We start from the raw sequence: 16606 nt of genomic DNA, 5'->3' as shown, positions 1-16606 counted from the left end.
TAATGTTAACGTATGGAATTTGCGAAAGCCGTGCAGGATTAAAAAGTGCAAATGATGAAAACACTCTCCCGCGTTGCGTTATTCACAACTGGGTTTATTGTCGCTATATATTTAGTATTAGCCTTGTCGCTCACACAAGGTGTTGCATTATCACACCATGAGGATTCCCCGGTAAATACGGTCGAGCTTAACCCTAACGACCTAGATGCAAATCAGCCCAATATTTTCTCCTCTTTATTTAGTTATATTGACATTATTAGCAGTGATGGTGAGTTATATGTGCAGCTCGAAAGTACAGAAAAGCATGTAGTTGCCGTACCGCTTAGTAAAATGTTCAGTGACATGTTGTTATTTTCCAATCTACCGCTACTCATTTTATTAGGCTTTGCAATCTTAACGCCGTTCGCGATCACCTCCAAAAAGCAAAAGTCATTAAATAAAGCGATTTCAATTCTTAATAACAAAACCGATAACCTGCTTAGCGCATTTAATCTGGATTTACCAAAGTACGAAACAGAGAATAACCTAGCACGCTTAAACCATTCTATTAGCTCACTCACCGATGCCGTTGAACGTTATAAAAAAGACACCGAAACCAGTATATTTCAAGATAAGCTGACAGGACTTGCTGATCGTCACGCCTATTTAGGGCATTTAAAAGAGCAGCTAAACCATGCTGAGCAAACAGCAAAAAAGCAAGCATTACTGTTTATTGACCTCGATGGATTTAAACAAGTTAACGATTCATTTGGTCATAGTTTTGGCGATGAAGTGCTCATTCAAGTTGCAGAGCGTTTGCGAACGATAGTGAGAAATCACAACCTGTCATCTCAACACCCAATAAATGGTATAGAACAAAACTTATCTCGCTTAGGTGGTGATGAATTTTCTATATTTATCAGTAGCTTGCTTGAGCCTTCACTGGCAGTTAACGTTGCCCAAAATGTATTACATGAGATTGAACGTGATTTTGTATTGGGCAATAAAGTGGTAAAAATTGGCGCGAGCATTGGTATTGCAATCTACCCAGATAGCGCTTCAAGTCCTTTTGCCCTTTTGCAAATGGCCGACGTCGCTATGTATCGCGCCAAAACTGACGGGCGCGGTATATTCCGCGTTTACTCACCTGAAATGGGCAGTAAAATGCGACGCTATCATTACTTGCTTGAAGAAATGCGTCTCGCGTTAGGTAGTAATAACTTTTCGTTATCATTTCAACCAATTGTACATGTTGATGATTGCAGCATCGACTATTTCGAATGTTTAGTCAGATGGCACCACCCCGTTGAAGGGACCATAACACCCAATGAGTTTATTCCAATTGCTGAAGAGTCTAATTTAATTCTCGAACTTGGTGACTGGATTTTATTTGAAGCGTGCCGCCAAATGTCAGCGTGGTATAACGCAGGTATGACGAAGGTACGTATTTCTGTCAATATATCAGGCGTGCAGTTAAAACACCGTAAACTCTATGATTGGGTAATCGAAACCATCGAAAAAGCTGGGTTACCGCCAAAAGCCCTGATGTTGGAGATCACTGAGTCGTGTTTTATTGAAGCATCGCGTGAAACCACTGAAAGCCTGCAAAAACTTAGAGAAAAAGGCATTACCATTGCAATAGATGACTTTGGTACAGGCTTTAGTTCACTGTGTACGCTCGCTGAATTACCCGTCGATGTTATTAAAATTGATAAATTATTCATTGATCAGGCGAATGATAATCCGAAATATAATAAAATACTTAATTCCATTAGTGAGCTGGGTAAAGATCTCAATCTTAAAGTGGTTGCAGAAGGCGTTGAATGTGCCGAACAATTTGAACTCGTAAGAAAAATGGGTATCCAATGTGTGCAAGGCTATTTAGTATCAAAACCAGAAACTTCAAATAACGTGGGCACCAAGGTATTGCGTACTAATTTAAATCATATCGCTGCAACAGGTACCAATATATGGCTACCGGAAAACGAACCAATGCCGCGACATCAACTTCATTCCGTAAAGTAGGGAAATCAAAAAATGAAACACATATTAAAAATAATCACGATCTGCCTCGCATTTACAAGCTGTTTAGTAAAAGCCGATTTACAACAGGCTATTGATGCTGCGAATGAAGGAGATTTTGAAACGGCACTATTTCATTTTAATTATTTAGTCGAAAATAATTATGGCCCTGCAATGTATCACTTAGGCCAAATGCATGAGTTTGGATATGGTTTACCACGTAATCCCAAAAAAGCAGCAGAATTGTATGCTAAGGGCGTAAAACTAGGTGAAGCCGATGCGATGTTTGCACTTGCAACCTTATACCAGGACGGCAAAGGCGTTAAAAAAGACCTGCAAAAAGCCGTTTCGCTTTACGAGAGTTCAGCAAAAAAAGGACTGGCTGCAGCGCAATTTAATTTAGGTGTGCTGTATGCCAACGGCACCGGTGTTATCCAAGACTTTTATTCAGCAAAAGATTGGTACACAAAAGCAGCCGCGCAAAACTACGCGGCGGCTCAATTTAATCTCGCGCTACTTTATTTTGAAGGTCAAGGTGTGGATAAAAGCATTGAAATGTCGTTTATTTGGAATACAGTCGCTGAATTTAATGGCCATAAAGATGCCAGCCACAGTCGTAAGCTCGATGAGCGAAAGATGTCTCCATCGCAAGTAAAAGAAGCATCTGAAAAAGCGAACGAGCTATATCAAAAAATCCTAGCGGGTAAGTACTATGGCGACGACCGTCGTATCTAATTGCAATTTATCACAATTACAGGCATGGTTCTTAATTTAAGGACCGCCTGTGCTTAACTTAATACTTTTCCTCGTTATTTGTGCGTTAATTGCACTTATTATTAAATCTTCTGTTCAAAATGCTAAACGCGCTAAGATAAATATTGAGTCTCAACAAACGTTTTTATCAGAAAACAAAAAACGTAGCGAAGTCATTGTAACCGAGTCTGGCCTGCAATATGAAGTGATAACACCGCGTGATTCTGGTGAACAGCCCACAGTGCAATCAAAGGTGACTTGCCATTATCACGGTACATTACTTGATGGTACGGTATTCGATTCATCGGTTGAACGTAACACGCCTCTCTCATTTAAACTAAACCAAGTGATCCCAGGTTGGACGGAAGTGCTACAACAAATGAAGTGTGGCGAAAAGGTAAAAGCCTTTATTCCTTATAACTTAGCGTATGGTAAACGCGCTGTTGGAAAAATTCCGCCAGCGTCATTATTAGTATTTGAAATTGAGCTTATCGCGATAGACTAATAGACGTATTTACACTGAGACTTAAAGCGCTACACGCCGTAATAGGCGATTAATCGAAGTGCAATCCCAGGTTCATCGTCAAAATCGTAGCGCTCTCTAAATTCAACAAATGGTTCCGCTTCAAAAAATAACCAATGCTCGAAAAAACGCGTTCGCCAGCGATAAGATGCATAATAGCTTCGCTCACCGCTGAAACTATCTTTTAGCCACACACCCGTTACACCCGCTTTGTCGTTGCTATAAGTATGACTGTGGAATATACCTAGCGACACACGATTAGTCGGTTCACTTTCAACATAACGAGTGTTAAATGCGACGTTTAAAGTCTGATCGCTTTCTATTTGCCTATCAAGTCGTGTATTAACACGCGCTCCCCACCCATCTTCAAGGTAGTATTCAATGCTTGGCGAAACGGTAAAGCGCCATTTTTCAATTTTTTGCTGATATTTAAGGCGGCTTTGTGCATAAAGATTTGAGCGGCTAACACCGATTCTATGCTCAATGTTTAACCGCTTTTTTTGCAACATATACCAGTTTAATGCTGCGTTGACATGGTTATCTTGATCTTGACCTGAGGTACTTTGAAAAGGCAGTCGGTCTTCTTCTGCTTCGTCATTATCGATAATAACGCTTAGCTTGTTTTCTAAATTAGGTAAATCGAGTGACACTTTAAATTGATTATCAGAGTCCGATAAGTCTCTTGCTCTTGGCGCAAAACCTAGTGAAACATAGCCCTTAGCTGTGGCACGTGTTTTTTCGCTTCCTTCACTTACCAATAATTGATCAAGCCACTGCGCCGAATTTTGCATATGGGTATTAAGCTGGCTTTGTAAAAACGTTGCGCTATCCGTAACCGTTTTTTTAACTTCCAATGTTAATGGTGGTTTGGCGGACTTTTCTCTGGAGGCGGAGTTACTCGCTTGAGACAGGAAAGGGACTACTAATAACGTCAGAATAGATAATCGACTACAAGAATTTAATAACACTCCCTCTCCTTATTGGGACGTTAGCTTATCGCCTCTTTTGGTGCCTTAAAGTACTTATAAAGACCAATTAGTGACGCTGCTATCCAAAACAATTCAATTACAAAACTTGCTAAATTAAAATTATAACAGAGGCTTATAAGTAATAAAATTGCACCAGATAGATTCATCATGTTGTAACCGATACCCGTTGGTTTTACTTTCTCTAACTGTAATAAAAAGAACGCACCGACGACAAGAAACGTACCGGTCATACCGATAATATCAAAAATTATTGAGATCAATTGAAAACTCCAAGCTTTAGCACCCAAATTTGCTGGCCCTTTCCGTGGGGAGGGCGATTTTCATCCATGAAACAGCTTGTAGTTGAGGCAAATCCTCAAACCGAATAATTTTATCTTACCGGTGAGCCGTTACCATGACATATGTCCCCTATTAATGCTTATCTACATCAATCTATTCTGGCCTTACCACCAATGATTTTATACGCAGCTGCCCCGCGGATTATTTGCTCACGGGCAAACATTTGATGACAGCTTGGGCAGTGGCATGCATTTTCACAGTAATCTACTGCTACTCGCTCTTTAAAACACTTAACTAACGCGCCTTTACCATTTTTGTGATATTTAAATAGCTTAGCGCCACAACCAGAACACACTATTTTAACTACGCGCTCAGGTAACTTTTTGTTCGGTTTAGCCATAATGTTCTGTTTTAGTCAGTTGTGGTTTTTTTTGCAGTTTACGCTGTAAGGTTCTGCGGTGCATACCGAGTTGTCGTGCTGTTTCAGATACGTTTCCATTATTGGTTTTTAAGACCTGATTAATGTGTTCCCATTCTAATTGCTCGCTCGAAATGGGTGTTTCATCAAAGGCTATTTCGGCTTTTTCACCTGTTAAAGCAGCAACAACGGATTTAGTATCAGCAGGTTTTGCTAAATAATCATTAGCGCCTAGTCGTATCGCTTCTACCGCAGTTGCAATGCTGGCAAAGCCAGTTAGCAATACAATTTTACAGTTAGGTAACAACGCCCTCAGCGGTTTAATTAATGGCAGACTAATTTGAGCGCCCAGTTTCATATCAAGCAGGATGTATTCTGGCAAGTACTGTCTAGCCTTAATCAACACCTCGTCTGCATGAGTAACGTGCTCTACACTAAATCCGTGTTTAGTCATACGCCTAGCAAGTGTTTGACCGTATGCATTATCGTCTTCAATAATTAGTAATTTCATAGTAATGGCAACCTTACACTTACTTTAGCGCCTACATTCTGATTATTTGCAATAATCAATTTACCGCCTAATTTGTTGACCGTGGTATTTGATAAAAAGAGCGCTATGCCCATGCCTTTTTGACTTTTAATTGTTTCGTGTCCTAGTGAATCAAGTAGATCTAAATCAAAGCCAACGCCAGTGTCTTCAATGTCTATATTCAATTGACCGTCACTTTCACCAACATTGATTTTGATTTGATTACTTTGATTTTGTCTATTCGCATCGACAGCGTTTTGTACTAAGTTAATCAGCGCTGAAAGTAATAAACTATCAGAGCTGATTTTACTTGATGTGGAGGCTGAATTCGTTAACACAATTTGCTGCTCTGGAAAGTGCAATAAACACGCATCATAAAACTCGTTAATCACCGTATTTACACATTTTTCCTTGATTTTATTTTCTTTAATTTGGCTTGCGTAATCACGAAAATAAGCTAATTGTTCAGTACATTGAGAAAGTGGCTGCGCCATTTCATTTATAAGTGAATTGTTTTCACCGATTTCATCGAGTAAATCTTCATAGATCATTTGTAGGTTGGCAATCGGTGTAGCCAAATGATGCGTCACTTGTGCAGCAGCTGTACCCAAAGCCATTAATTGTTCACTGCGTAACGTTTCTTCCCGCTGTATTGCCATCTGACGCTCTTTATTGGCATTGGCTTTAACCAAGGCACTAATTGTGGTGGTAACAACCAGCGCGGACAATACAAAATTAATCCACATTCCTAAAAAATGCTCTTGCATATCCATATGATGCATCGCGTGTTTTGGCATATTAAACACCAATAATGTATAAAAGCTAACAGCGGTAAGCGAGCACACAGCAAGCCAGCCAAGTGGCAAACATACAGCAGCGATGATAAGCGGCAGTAACAATAACGAAACAAACGCGTTGGTTGCCCCGCCACTATAAAGTAATAGCAAACTCAAGAACGAAATATCCGCCAATATTTGCAGTGCCAACGCAAAATTAGTCGCATTAAGACGCGAAAAATAAACAATACTTGCTAAGTGGAACAGGGTTTCAAACGCAATAACCAGCAGTAGTACACCAACGTAATCATTTTTGCTAACCGAAAAATGCAGCACAATGACGCTAATAAGCTGAATAGCAATAGACACCGTTCGTAACAATAACAATCGGCTGATCGGTTTTCGATAAGCAAGCGCCGGTTCAGCACTAAGAAATTTAGCAAGCAAAGTCATAACTAACTCGTTTAAACAAAGACAAAACGCACTGTATCTGGTATAACCAGTTCAACACACAAAGAAATCACAATAAGGGTTGCTAATGAAGTATGCCAAAATTACCGGTTGGGGAAAATGCATTCCGCCAGTAAAACTGACAAATGATGATCTAAGCCAAATTATGGACACCAACGATGAATGGATCACCACACGTACAGGTATAAAAGAAAGGCGCATCTCTCATCAAAGTACCGCAGACCTTGCCACTATCGCAGCAAAAAACGCGCTAGATTGTGCTGGCATCAAAAACGCAGACGAAATAGATTTAGTACTTTTAGCAACCTGCTCTCCGTCTACCATGGTTGCAAACACTGCATCAGAAATTCAAAAAAACCTAAATGCAACGAGTGCCGCTGCATGTGATGTAAACGCGGCATGTTCTGGCTTTTTGTACGCTTTACAAAACGCAACCGCACAAATTCAATCAGGCATGATTAAAAAAGCGGTTGTCATTGGCGCTGAACGTATGACTTGGTATGTTAATTGGCAACGTCGTGATAGCGGTGTACTTTTTGGTGATGGTGCCGGTGCTGTAGTGCTTGAGGCAAGCGATGAAAAAACTGGCCTTCTTGGTACTAAGACAGGATGTGACAGCGAAGATAGAGAAATTCTACACATTACAAATTCAGGCACCAACACCGATAAATATCAGCCAGTTGGCCCGTCTGACCTATTATTCGAAGGTCGCGAGATATTTAAGCGTGCGGTAAAAGGTATGACGACTGCAGTTGATGATGTATTAACGCAAGTCGGCAACGAGATTTCAGACATTGATGTACTGATTCCACACCAAGCAAACCTACGCATCATTCAAGCGATTCAATCTAAAGTAAATTTACCTGATGACGCAGTAATGGTGAACATTGATAAATACGGCAATACCTCAGCCGCGACCATTCCTATTGCGATTTGTGAAGCAGTTGAAAATGGCCTGATTAAAGAAAACAGCCGCGTAATTTCTGCCGCATTTGGTGCGGGCCTAACATGGGCTGCAAGTTTTATTCAATGGGGTGAGCGCGTAACGCCGATTATTCCACCAAGCCATACTTTAACCCCGTGCGATAAAAGCGGCCTAGAACTAATCGCCGATGCGGTAAAGCACTGCCAATAGCCTTTCTTTAAGCCCGTGTTTATACGGGCTTTCTTATTTGCAAAATTCCCTTTTAACACTACGCTTTAAAGAGTGATATATGCGCCATTCCAAGGGTAATGGAGTGCAATTTAGCGATTGTTTAAAGGGTATTACTATGCATGAGCAAACTTCCAATCTTGAAAAAAGACGCTCATTAAGGCTCGACATGGAAAAAGAACTCATTGGATTAGAGTGGCAATGCGAAGATGGCAAAATAATAAAACGCCAAGCAATGTGCATTGATGTTTCGAACGGTGGGTTAAAAGTGAATATCGACCGACCTATCATTACAAATCAACCAGTTAAGGTAACATTTCGCGACAAGTTAGGTGCGTCAAACCAATTTTATGCAAGGGTATTGCGCGAGGCGGAAGTTCACGATTGGTACGATGTCGCTATGGTATTTGTCGAACAAGGAGAGGATAAATGATTATTCTTGTTGGCGGTGAAAAAGGCGGTAGCGGTAAAAGCTGCCTTGCGCAAAATGTTGCTGTATACCTTACCCTACAAAATTATACCGTTTTGATTGTAGATTGTGATCCACAGCGAACTTCGTCAGATTGGATCCAAGCTCGCAATACCAACCCACACTTGCCACTGATTAATTGTGTGCAACTGTACGGTAAAATCCGCAATGATCTTCTTAGCCTTGAGAACCACTATGATTATGTTATCGTCGATTGTGGTGGGCAAGATAACTTAGCGCTACGCGCTGCGATGTCGGTTGCTGATCACACACTTATTCCACTAAGACCAAAACGCAGGGATTTAAAAACAGTTCCCCATATGGAAGATATACTTACAACCTGCAAAATGGTTAACCCAAAACTTAACGCCGGGTTTGTTATTACGCAGTGCCCTTCGTTGCCTAATCAAGCCTCGCGTATTTTAGAAGCGAAAGAAGTGTGTTCGTCATATGGTATACCGGTGCTTAATTCAATAACCCACAGCAGAAACATCTATGACGACAGCGAAGAAAACGGTAAATCTGTGATTGAAATTGAACCTGATGGTAAAGCTGCGCTCGAGATTAAAGCCATTGTTGATGAGTTATTAACGATGGAAGTGGTTCACGGCCATGAGTTTAATTGATTTAAAAAAAGGAAATGGTAACAACCGAAAGAAAAAAATTTCGGTTGATGAGTTTATTGAGCAAGCAAACCTGTATGCACAAGGTAAAGACGCAACCCTTGATAAATCACGACATATAAAAAAAGGGCGAAAGTACAAAAATGCTACTTTCACCCTTTCTCCTGGTCACATTAAACAGCTCGATGTGCTATCAAAGCAATCAGGGTTATCTAAATCTTATATTCTGCGGTTATTAATTGCAGAACTTGCCGAAGGTGATGATCTAACGATTGATTCACTGTTAGATCATATCGACGCCAAGTGATCTCGCATTAGCTATATTTATTTTGTAAATACTTCAGAACCGCACGTACACCAAATGCCTCACCACCAACAGGTCGGCCTGGTAACTTACGGATATTCCACGCCATTACATCAAAATGCACCCATGAGATATCTTGTTCAACAAATTCTTGTAAGTAAAGTGCTGCGGTGATCGCACCACCAAATGGGCCTGACGCGCAGTTTGTCATATCTGCAACGGTGCTGTTTAACAAATCTTTGTAGGCTTTATGTAATGGTAAATGCCATACCAGATCTTGTACGTCATTTGCAGCTAATTCTAGCCCCTCAACAAGTGATTTATCATCACTGAAAAAGCCCGGTAACTCTGTGCCAAGCGCAATGCGGCACGCACCGGTAAGCGTTGCAAAGTCAATGAGCGTATCTGGTTTCTCTGTTACCGCTTCTGCGAGTGCATCACATAACACTAAGCGCCCTTCTGCATCGGTATTGTCAATTTCAACGGTAATGCCTTTACGTGTTTTAATAACATCGCCCGGACGTAATGCATTATCCGACACTGCATTTTCAACCGCAGGGATCATCACACGTAAATTGATTGGTAAGTTAAACGCCATAATCATATGCGCTAAACCAAGTACGTGTGCAGCGCCACCCATGTCTTTTTTCATTAAACGCATGCCAGATGCTGGTTTTAAGTCTAACCCGCCTGAATCGAAACACACGCCTTTACCCACTAAGGTTACTTTTGGCGCATTTTTATCACCCCAACGTAAATCAAGTAAGCGTGGCTTGTTTGCACTTGCTCGGCCTACTGCGTGAATTGTTGGGTAATTTTGCTCTAATAGTTCATCACCAACGATTTGAGAAAACTCGCCGGAAAATTCATCAGCCATATCAGACATTATTTCTGCAAGGTGTTGCGGCATCATATCGCCTGCAGGCATGTTCACGAGATCGCGAACAATTGAAACACCTTTTACGTACGTTGTAACTTCATCAAACAAGGCTTTATCAGCAATAGCGAGTTTTACGCTTACTGGATTAGATTCTTTGTACGGTGTGAAGTCATACGCACCTAACGCAAAGCTGGTTGCTACTAACTTATTTGTGGTTGCATCATTATTGAGTAAATAGGTACCCGCTGGTAACTGCGAAGCGAGGTCGCCACATGACCAAAATTCGTTAGTATCGTTACAGAAGAACACGGCTTCGAGTAATGTGCCGCTTTCAAAATTTGGCACTAACAACACACCACGGCCTTCAAAGCTTAGTGATTTAAGCCAGTTTTTAGTTACGTCAGATTGTTTTTCTTGCCACGCGTCAAATTCTGCACTTGATTTAATGCTAAGCGGGATCCCTTCAGATTTATTAACAAGGGCTTGCGTCATATTTTGGCCTTTATAAATTACACACTTTGGCTATAGCATAACAAACTATGGTTCGTGTTGTCTTACATTCGCGATAGAATTTAATAGGATAGCGCCTGTTAATTGGGCGCAATATAGGCATTGTAAAAATTATTTATTATCAGTTTTGTTAAAAGCACTGGGCAATACTTCAACACCAACAAGTTTTCCGAGTTTTACAATTAATGGAATGGTAATAGGCGCAAAGGGTAGAATTGCAAAAATGCCTAAACCAACGCCTTTAAGTACATCAATAAATTGTTGATTTGCTAGCTTTAGTTCTGCTTTATTTGCTTTGCCTTGGGTGTAGTTTCGGTAGGTGATTAGCATATCGATGGTTTCTTGCTTTTCTTGTGCAAGCGCATGCTTAACTTGCAACATCTGACGGCGCACTTTTAAGCGACTTCGTTGCTGTTTGATTTTAAGCACCCGAACAGGGGCTTTATGGAAGTATTTCATCGTACGCATAATTACATTTTCGCACAACAATCAGAAAAGGTATAAGCGAAATCTGTAAAAAGTTGTTTGTATTGAAAAATAACGAATAAGCGGAATGCACCTTAAGAACGGCGAGTAGGCTGCTTTAGTCGCCTCACCGTTTTAGATAGCTACGATGCCTTTGTTTGGCTTATTTAAATCGATTAAACCAATTTAATGTATCTAAGTAAGTTTCTTTTTTAGCAAACGGCGACGTTAGAATATTTATGTGGTCATAATCAATTTTATGGTTGTAGCGTTTACCATACATCTTAAGTACTTGTTCACCGTTTCCACTCTCTTTAATAAACGCTTCTATATCAATTTTTTGTGCGAGCGCTTTGTCATTTACTGCGCCAATATGTAAAACAGGCGGAAGCGATATGTATTCAAGTGCTTTACCGTAATCGAACTGATCAAACGGACATACCCAAGGATTTTTCTTAACCCATTCAACCCCTTCTTTATGTGACAAACGAGTTTCATCATCCGAGCCAAACTTAAAGCGTTTTGCAGGTAGATAGCCATATCTTTTAATTAGCAAAGGGGAAATTAAGTACCACACTAAATTCGCTTGAATATATTTTGAAAGGTGACGGTTATATATGGTCCGTTTAGAAGCAAAATAAACGCACGCTTTTAAATCATCTAGGTAAGTTGGGAAACGTGCCAATACAGAGTTAAGTAATACCCCACCCCATGAATGTGCACAAAAGTAAGCAATAGGCTGTTTAGAATAGTCTTTAATAAACTCCAACATCGCTGGGATCTCTTCAACAATAGAATCCCTTTGCCCTGTGCAGCTATGTTTCGAGATTTTTGGTTCACTTAACCCACGCCCACGCAAGTCAGCAACAAAACAATTAAAACCAGCGTCTGCTAAGAACGGCGCTAACCCTTTGTTTGATCGTGTATAAAAAATGCGACCATTTTCCACAGCGCCATGCATAAAAAAGACAATAGGCCCGTTTTGGTCTTTGTAAATTTGACGCAAATGGACTTTGTCACCATTTTTTAAAGGAACGAAATGTGAAGCTTGTGTAATCATAAGTATTGCGCTTAATCTGGTCGTACCAGAACGATACCAAAAACAAATATTAATTAATACAAGCGTTCAAAGGCGAGCATGTTAAAATCAGCGTTATGTAACACTTTTGAATTGCCCCATAACGATGGAAAAAAAACATCACCCGCGAAATATTCACCTCAATGGTTATGATTTAGCAAAGATTGCGAAACTTAGCTCTATACTTACACCTTACTTAATCAAAAATGAATTTGGTAACACGACGATTGATTTTAGCGATTCAAAAGCGGTAAAGGCACTTAACCAGGCGCTTTTAGTTGTAGATTACCAGTTACTTGTATGGGATATTCCAGACACAAACTTATGTCCTGCCGTCCCCGGTCGTGCTGATTTAATTCACACGCTGGCAGATTTACTCGCCGAACAAAATAACGGCGATGTACCAACTGGAAAAAACACGCAGTTACTTGATATTGGTACGGGGGCATCACTTATCTACCCGATTTTAGCCAACAAGATTTATGGTTGGAAAGCGGTAGCGACCGATATCGATTTAAACTCCATTAAACAAGCTAAGAACCTAGCACAGTTTAATAAGTTGCCCGTAAAATTACGCCAGCAAAAATCGTCAGACAACATATTCCACGGTGTGATTAACGCAAACGACTTTTTTGATATCACCTGCTGCAACCCACCATTTCATAGTTCATTAGATAACGCTGAAAAAGCTAACCAACGAAAGTGGAAAAACCTCTCACACGTGAACAAAGGGTTTAATTTCTCAGGTCAAAAAGCTGAATTGTGGTGTGAAGGCGGCGAAATCGCGTTTCTTACGACAATGATTGACGAAAGCGTTGACTATCAAGACCAAGTAGGTTGGTTTACATCGCTTGTATCAAAAAAAGAGAACTTGCCAAAGCTTAAATCGCAATTAACACGCTTTACTAATTCTGAGGTTAAAGTAATGCAGTTAGCCCACGGCCAAAAAGTAATGCACGTGTTGTGCTGGCGTTTTAATAACTCACCTACCTAAACGTATTGGTGTAAAACAAAAAAGGCTTGCGATACATTCACAAGCCTTTTGGTTTACTAACTTAAGATAATTGATGCTAATTCGGGATTGCGACCTGGTTTTCAAGCCCTTCAAAATAGTGCTTTCTGCACACAGATACATATCGGTCGTTACCACCAATTTCAACCTGCTCACCTTGGGTGATCGGTACACCCTGTTCATTGGTACGAAGCACCATATTGGCTTTTCGCCCACAATGACACACAGTTTTTAATTCAATTAACTTATCTGCCCAGGCCAGTAAATACTGGGCTCCAACAAATAATTCGCCGAGAAAGTCGGTGCGTAATCCATAACACAAGACTGGAATATTTAGCCTATCAACAACAATACACAGTTCCTCTACTTGTTTTTTAGTTAAAAACTGCGCCTCATCAATAAGTACACAATCAACTTTTTTAACTGCATGCCGCGTAGCAATTTCGTCGGATAAATTAGATTCAGGCGAGAACAAAGATGCATCTGCGGCTAAGCCGATACGCGAACTCACTTTCCCTTCACCATAGCGTGTATCAATTGCTGCGGTGTAAATTAATGGCTCCATTCCACGTTCTTTGTAGTTAAATGCCGATTGTAATAACGTGGTTGATTTACCTGCGTTCATTGCAGAGTAATAAAAGTACAGCTGAGCCATGAATTATCCAAGTGAGCAAAAACGCTAATGCTATCTGAACTAGCATTATTTCGCTAGTTCAAAATCATAAATGACTGCTTTTAAAGAGTTACTATTTAAAGCTTAATCGCTACCGAATAGATCCCGTGTATAGACTTTCTCAGCAACATCCTTCAAACATGGCTCCATTCTATTTGATACGATTACATCCGATATTCTTTTAAACTCTTCCAGGTCTTTAATGACACGTGAGTTAAAAAAGGAGTCTTCTTGCATCACAGGTTCATACACCACAACTTCGATTCCTTTGGCTTTAATGCGTTTCATAATGCCTTGTACCGAAGACGCCCTGAAATTATCGGAACCGCTTTTCATAATAAGACGGTGAATACCGACTACTTTTGGTTGCTTGTTAATAATTGAAAATGCGATGTGGTCTTTTCGTACAGTGTTAGATTCAACGATTGAATTAATCAGTGTATTTGGTACATCTTCAAAATTTGCGCGAAGCTGCTTGGTGTCCTTTGGTAAACAGTAACCGCCATAACCAAACGATGGGTTGTTATAATGGTTGCCTATTCGAGGGTCTAAACTTACGCCTTCAATAATTTCCCTCGTATCTAATCCGTGACTTTCAGCGTAAGTATCAAGTTCATTAAAATAAGACACACGCATTGCTAAGTAAGTATTAGAGAACAGCTTAACTGCCTCTGCTTCTGTAGAACCCGTTAAAAGAATATCAATGTCCTCTTTAAACGCGCCCTGCGCCAATAACTCAGCGAATTTTTGTGCCCGTTCTGATTTTTCACCAACAATAATGCGTGACGGGTGTAAATTATCAAATAATGCTTTACCTTCACGTAAGAATTCAGGCGAAAATATAATATTGCTAGTACATAACTTTTGCTTAATGCGTTTAGTAAATCCAACCGGCACAGTTGACTTTATTACCATTATTGCTGAAGGATTAACTTTGTTAACTTCATGAATAACCGCCTCTACCGACGAAGTATTAAATTTGTTTGTAACCTCATCATAATCCGTAGGTGTTGCGATAATAACGTAATCTGCATTTTCAAACGCCTTGTTACTGTCGCTTGTCGCAACTAAATCTAATTTTTCATTTGCAAGGAAATGCTCTATTTCAGGATCTGCAATGGGAGATTGCTTTTGATTGATCAGGTCAACTTTCGTATCGATAATATCATAAGCGATTACTGAGTTATGTTGCGCTAATAAAACCGCGTTTGATAGTCCAACGTAGCCAGTACCTGCGATCGTAATATTCATTGTTATCCTTGTTAATCAAAGCTCTTTTGAAAGATGTTATGTTGGTGAGCGTGCGGGTTATTTAAGAGATTGCTACATTTTAAATGCCGTTACGTATCTACGCAAATATATTCCGTAAATCTAAAATTAAAATGTGATGAGTAACTGAAATTAAAAAAGGCTTAACAATCTTGCTAAGCCTTTTTTAATAAACAAACCGAATTATTCAGCGCGGCCCATAAATTTTTGCTCAGAGGTGTTAATTTTTACTTTATCACCGGCTGAAATATGCTCTGGCACTTGAATAATTAAACCCGTTGTCATTGTTGCAGGTTTTGTACGAGCACTTGCTGAAGCACCTTTAATAGAAGGGGATGTGTCTTCAATCACCAGTTCAACACTTGACGGTAAATCAATCGATACTGGGCTGCCTTCAACCACTACAACTAATAAACCTTTAGTATTTTCATCGATAAACAAAAGTTGTTCTGCAATTGACTCTTTGTTTAAGTTGTATGGCGTGTAATCTTCTTCATCCATAAACACGTATTCGTCACCATCAACGTACGAAAATACCGCTGGGCGACGATTTAAATCAGCAAAGTTTAACATTTCATCTGCTTTAAATGTTTCATCAACTTTACCGCCATTTACAACATCGTACATACGCATACGGTATAAACTGCCGCCTGCGCGCCCCTGAGGTACTGAGCGTTCAATGTCACGTACAATCATCACTCGACCGTTATAATCAATGGCTGCATGCTTTTTAATTTCACTTGCTTTAGGCATTTCTAATTCTCATTGTGTCAATTTATGCAGACCCTACAAAAATATGGTCTGTTAGTAAATACATAATGATGAAAATCAAACTTGTATTTTTTGTTAACTTGATTTTTAATTATTTGCCCCAAAGTATCTAAAGCACAATAATAAAGTTGTTAGAGGACACTATGCAGTTAGTTTCGTTAGATGCCAACGACTCACATGTAATTAGTCTATTTGCTGAAATAGACCGCCTTATGAATTCACTCTACCCAATTGCAAGTGACCAATCTTTAGATTTATCTGAATTAAACCAACCCAATGTACACGCGATTGGTTTGTTAACAGACGAAGGTATTATCGCCTGTGGTGCGATTGTAAAGAAGTTTGAATCAAGCCTGTATGGCGAAATTAAGCGTGTTTATGTTAAACCAACGCACCGTGGTAAAGGCTTATCTCGTCGCATTATGCAAAACTTAATGTACTGGGCCGGCCAAGCGCAGATCCCATTACTTCGTTTGGAAACGGGTAGTAAGCAAACAGAATCAATCAACCTATATGAAAGCCTTGGTTTTGAGCGTTGCGAATGCTTTGGGCGTTATCGTGATAACCCACTCAGTGTTTTTATGGAATTACCGTTATCGACAGAAAGCTAAGTACATGTCTATGATTATTCACAGCAACATGTAACTGTATTCATGATAT

The 16606-nt window shown here is 40.0% G+C and carries 20 protein-coding genes; 9 read left to right on the top strand and 11 right to left on the bottom strand.

What is annotated here, in order from left to right; translation table 11 throughout:
- Window positions 1-54: 54 nt before the first annotated feature.
- The 3 genes from L1068_RS07065 to L1068_RS07055 are packed head-to-tail and all read left to right on the top strand — an operon-like array spanning window position 55 to window position 3259.
- Complete coding sequence (locus L1068_RS07065) at window positions 55-2004, top strand: EAL domain-containing protein (RefSeq protein WP_237129653.1); 1950 nt, start codon at window positions 55-57, stop codon at window positions 2002-2004.
- A 12-nt stretch (window positions 2005-2016) separates the two neighbouring features.
- The gene (locus L1068_RS07060) at window positions 2017-2736 is read left to right on the top strand and encodes a tetratricopeptide repeat protein (RefSeq protein WP_237129652.1); all 720 of its coding nucleotides are present in this window, start codon (window positions 2017-2019) and stop codon (window positions 2734-2736) included.
- A gap of 49 nt (window positions 2737-2785) precedes the next feature.
- Complete coding sequence (locus L1068_RS07055; RefSeq protein ID WP_237129651.1) at window positions 2786-3259, top strand: FKBP-type peptidyl-prolyl cis-trans isomerase; 474 nt, start codon at window positions 2786-2788, stop codon at window positions 3257-3259.
- A 29-nt stretch (window positions 3260-3288) separates the two neighbouring features.
- Here L1068_RS07055 and L1068_RS07050 read toward each other — a convergent pair whose 3' ends face one another.
- From L1068_RS07050 to L1068_RS07030, 5 genes are all read right to left on the bottom strand, one after another.
- Window positions 3289-4245 (bottom strand): hypothetical protein, encoded by a 957-nt coding sequence (locus tag L1068_RS07050; protein WP_237129650.1) that lies wholly within the window; start codon window positions 4243-4245, stop codon window positions 3289-3291.
- Between the two features lie 20 nt (window positions 4246-4265).
- Window positions 4266-4526 (bottom strand): hypothetical protein, encoded by a 261-nt coding sequence (locus tag L1068_RS07045; protein ID WP_054978850.1) that lies wholly within the window; start codon window positions 4524-4526, stop codon window positions 4266-4268.
- Window positions 4527-4693: 167 nt separating this feature from the next.
- A complete protein-coding gene (locus tag L1068_RS07040) occupies window positions 4694-4945 on the bottom strand; it encodes a hypothetical protein (protein ID WP_237129649.1) in 252 nt (83 codons plus the stop codon).
- Window positions 4938-5474, bottom strand: a complete 537-nt coding sequence (locus L1068_RS07035; protein ID WP_237129648.1) for a response regulator — start codon at window positions 5472-5474, stop codon at window positions 4938-4940. Before L1068_RS07035 ends, L1068_RS07040 begins: the two co-directional genes overlap by 8 nt.
- A complete protein-coding gene (locus L1068_RS07030; RefSeq protein ID WP_237129647.1) occupies window positions 5471-6721 on the bottom strand; it encodes a HAMP domain-containing sensor histidine kinase in 1251 nt (416 codons plus the stop codon). The genes L1068_RS07035 and L1068_RS07030 overlap by 4 nt, the downstream gene beginning before the upstream one ends.
- Window positions 6722-6806: 85 nt before the next feature.
- On the opposite strand from L1068_RS07030, the gene L1068_RS07025 reads away from it, so the two are divergent.
- The 4 genes from L1068_RS07025 to L1068_RS07010 all read left to right on the top strand — a co-directional run bounded on the left by L1068_RS07025 (window position 6807) and on the right by L1068_RS07010 (window position 9291).
- A complete protein-coding gene (locus L1068_RS07025; RefSeq protein WP_237129646.1) occupies window positions 6807-7874 on the top strand; it encodes a ketoacyl-ACP synthase III in 1068 nt (355 codons plus the stop codon).
- Between the two features lie 79 nt (window positions 7875-7953).
- The gene (locus L1068_RS07020) at window positions 7954-8325 is read left to right on the top strand and encodes a PilZ domain-containing protein (RefSeq protein WP_237129645.1); all 372 of its coding nucleotides are present in this window, start codon (window positions 7954-7956) and stop codon (window positions 8323-8325) included.
- Complete coding sequence (locus L1068_RS07015; RefSeq protein WP_237129644.1) at window positions 8322-8987, top strand: AAA family ATPase; 666 nt, start codon at window positions 8322-8324, stop codon at window positions 8985-8987. The genes L1068_RS07020 and L1068_RS07015 overlap by 4 nt, the downstream gene beginning before the upstream one ends.
- Entirely contained in the window at window positions 8974-9291 is a 318-nt protein-coding gene (locus L1068_RS07010) for a replication protein RepA (RefSeq protein WP_237129643.1), read from the top strand. The genes L1068_RS07015 and L1068_RS07010 overlap by 14 nt, the downstream gene beginning before the upstream one ends.
- 7 nt (window positions 9292-9298) lie before the next feature.
- Here L1068_RS07010 and L1068_RS07005 read toward each other — a convergent pair whose 3' ends face one another.
- From L1068_RS07005 to L1068_RS06995, 3 genes are all read right to left on the bottom strand, one after another.
- Window positions 9299-10660, bottom strand: a complete 1362-nt coding sequence (locus tag L1068_RS07005) for a leucyl aminopeptidase family protein (RefSeq protein ID WP_237129642.1) — start codon at window positions 10658-10660, stop codon at window positions 9299-9301.
- Window positions 10661-10789: 129 nt separating this feature from the next.
- The gene (locus L1068_RS07000) at window positions 10790-11146 is read right to left on the bottom strand and encodes a hypothetical protein (RefSeq protein ID WP_237129641.1); all 357 of its coding nucleotides are present in this window, start codon (window positions 11144-11146) and stop codon (window positions 10790-10792) included.
- Between the two features lie 160 nt (window positions 11147-11306).
- A complete protein-coding gene (locus L1068_RS06995; protein ID WP_237129640.1) occupies window positions 11307-12203 on the bottom strand; it encodes an alpha/beta fold hydrolase in 897 nt (298 codons plus the stop codon).
- Window positions 12204-12327: 124 nt separating this feature from the next.
- On the opposite strand from L1068_RS06995, the gene rlmF reads away from it, so the two are divergent.
- Entirely contained in the window at window positions 12328-13215 is an 888-nt protein-coding gene (rlmF, locus tag L1068_RS06990) for a 23S rRNA (adenine(1618)-N(6))-methyltransferase RlmF (RefSeq protein ID WP_237129639.1), read from the top strand.
- 76 nt (window positions 13216-13291) lie between these two features.
- On the opposite strand, the gene L1068_RS06985 is transcribed toward rlmF, so the two are convergent.
- From L1068_RS06985 to yeiP, 3 genes are all read right to left on the bottom strand, one after another.
- Window positions 13292-13888: a thymidine kinase gene (locus L1068_RS06985; protein ID WP_237129638.1), complete on the bottom strand. Its 597-nt coding sequence runs from the start codon at window positions 13886-13888 to the stop codon at window positions 13292-13294.
- A gap of 102 nt (window positions 13889-13990) precedes the next feature.
- Window positions 13991-15157, bottom strand: a complete 1167-nt coding sequence (locus tag L1068_RS06980) for a nucleotide sugar dehydrogenase (RefSeq protein ID WP_237129637.1) — start codon at window positions 15155-15157, stop codon at window positions 13991-13993.
- 201 nt (window positions 15158-15358) lie between these two features.
- On the bottom strand, window positions 15359-15928 hold the full coding sequence (gene yeiP, locus L1068_RS06975; RefSeq protein ID WP_010559097.1) for an elongation factor P-like protein YeiP: 570 nt from the start codon (window positions 15926-15928) through the stop codon (window positions 15359-15361).
- Window positions 15929-16089: 161 nt separating this feature from the next.
- Between yeiP and L1068_RS06970 the strand changes: the two genes are divergently transcribed.
- Window positions 16090-16557 carry a GNAT family N-acetyltransferase gene (locus L1068_RS06970; protein ID WP_237129636.1) on the top strand — a complete coding sequence of 156 codons (468 nt, stop codon included), beginning with the start codon at window positions 16090-16092 and terminating at the stop codon, window positions 16555-16557.
- Window positions 16558-16606 lie beyond the last annotated feature (49 nt).

It is taken from the genome of Pseudoalteromonas sp. MMG024 (assembly GCF_021654175.1).
Classification (GTDB): Bacteria; Pseudomonadota; Gammaproteobacteria; order Enterobacterales; family Alteromonadaceae; genus Pseudoalteromonas.
Note: the sequence above shows the minus strand (reverse complement) of the source record. Positions and strands in the feature narration are given on the sequence as shown.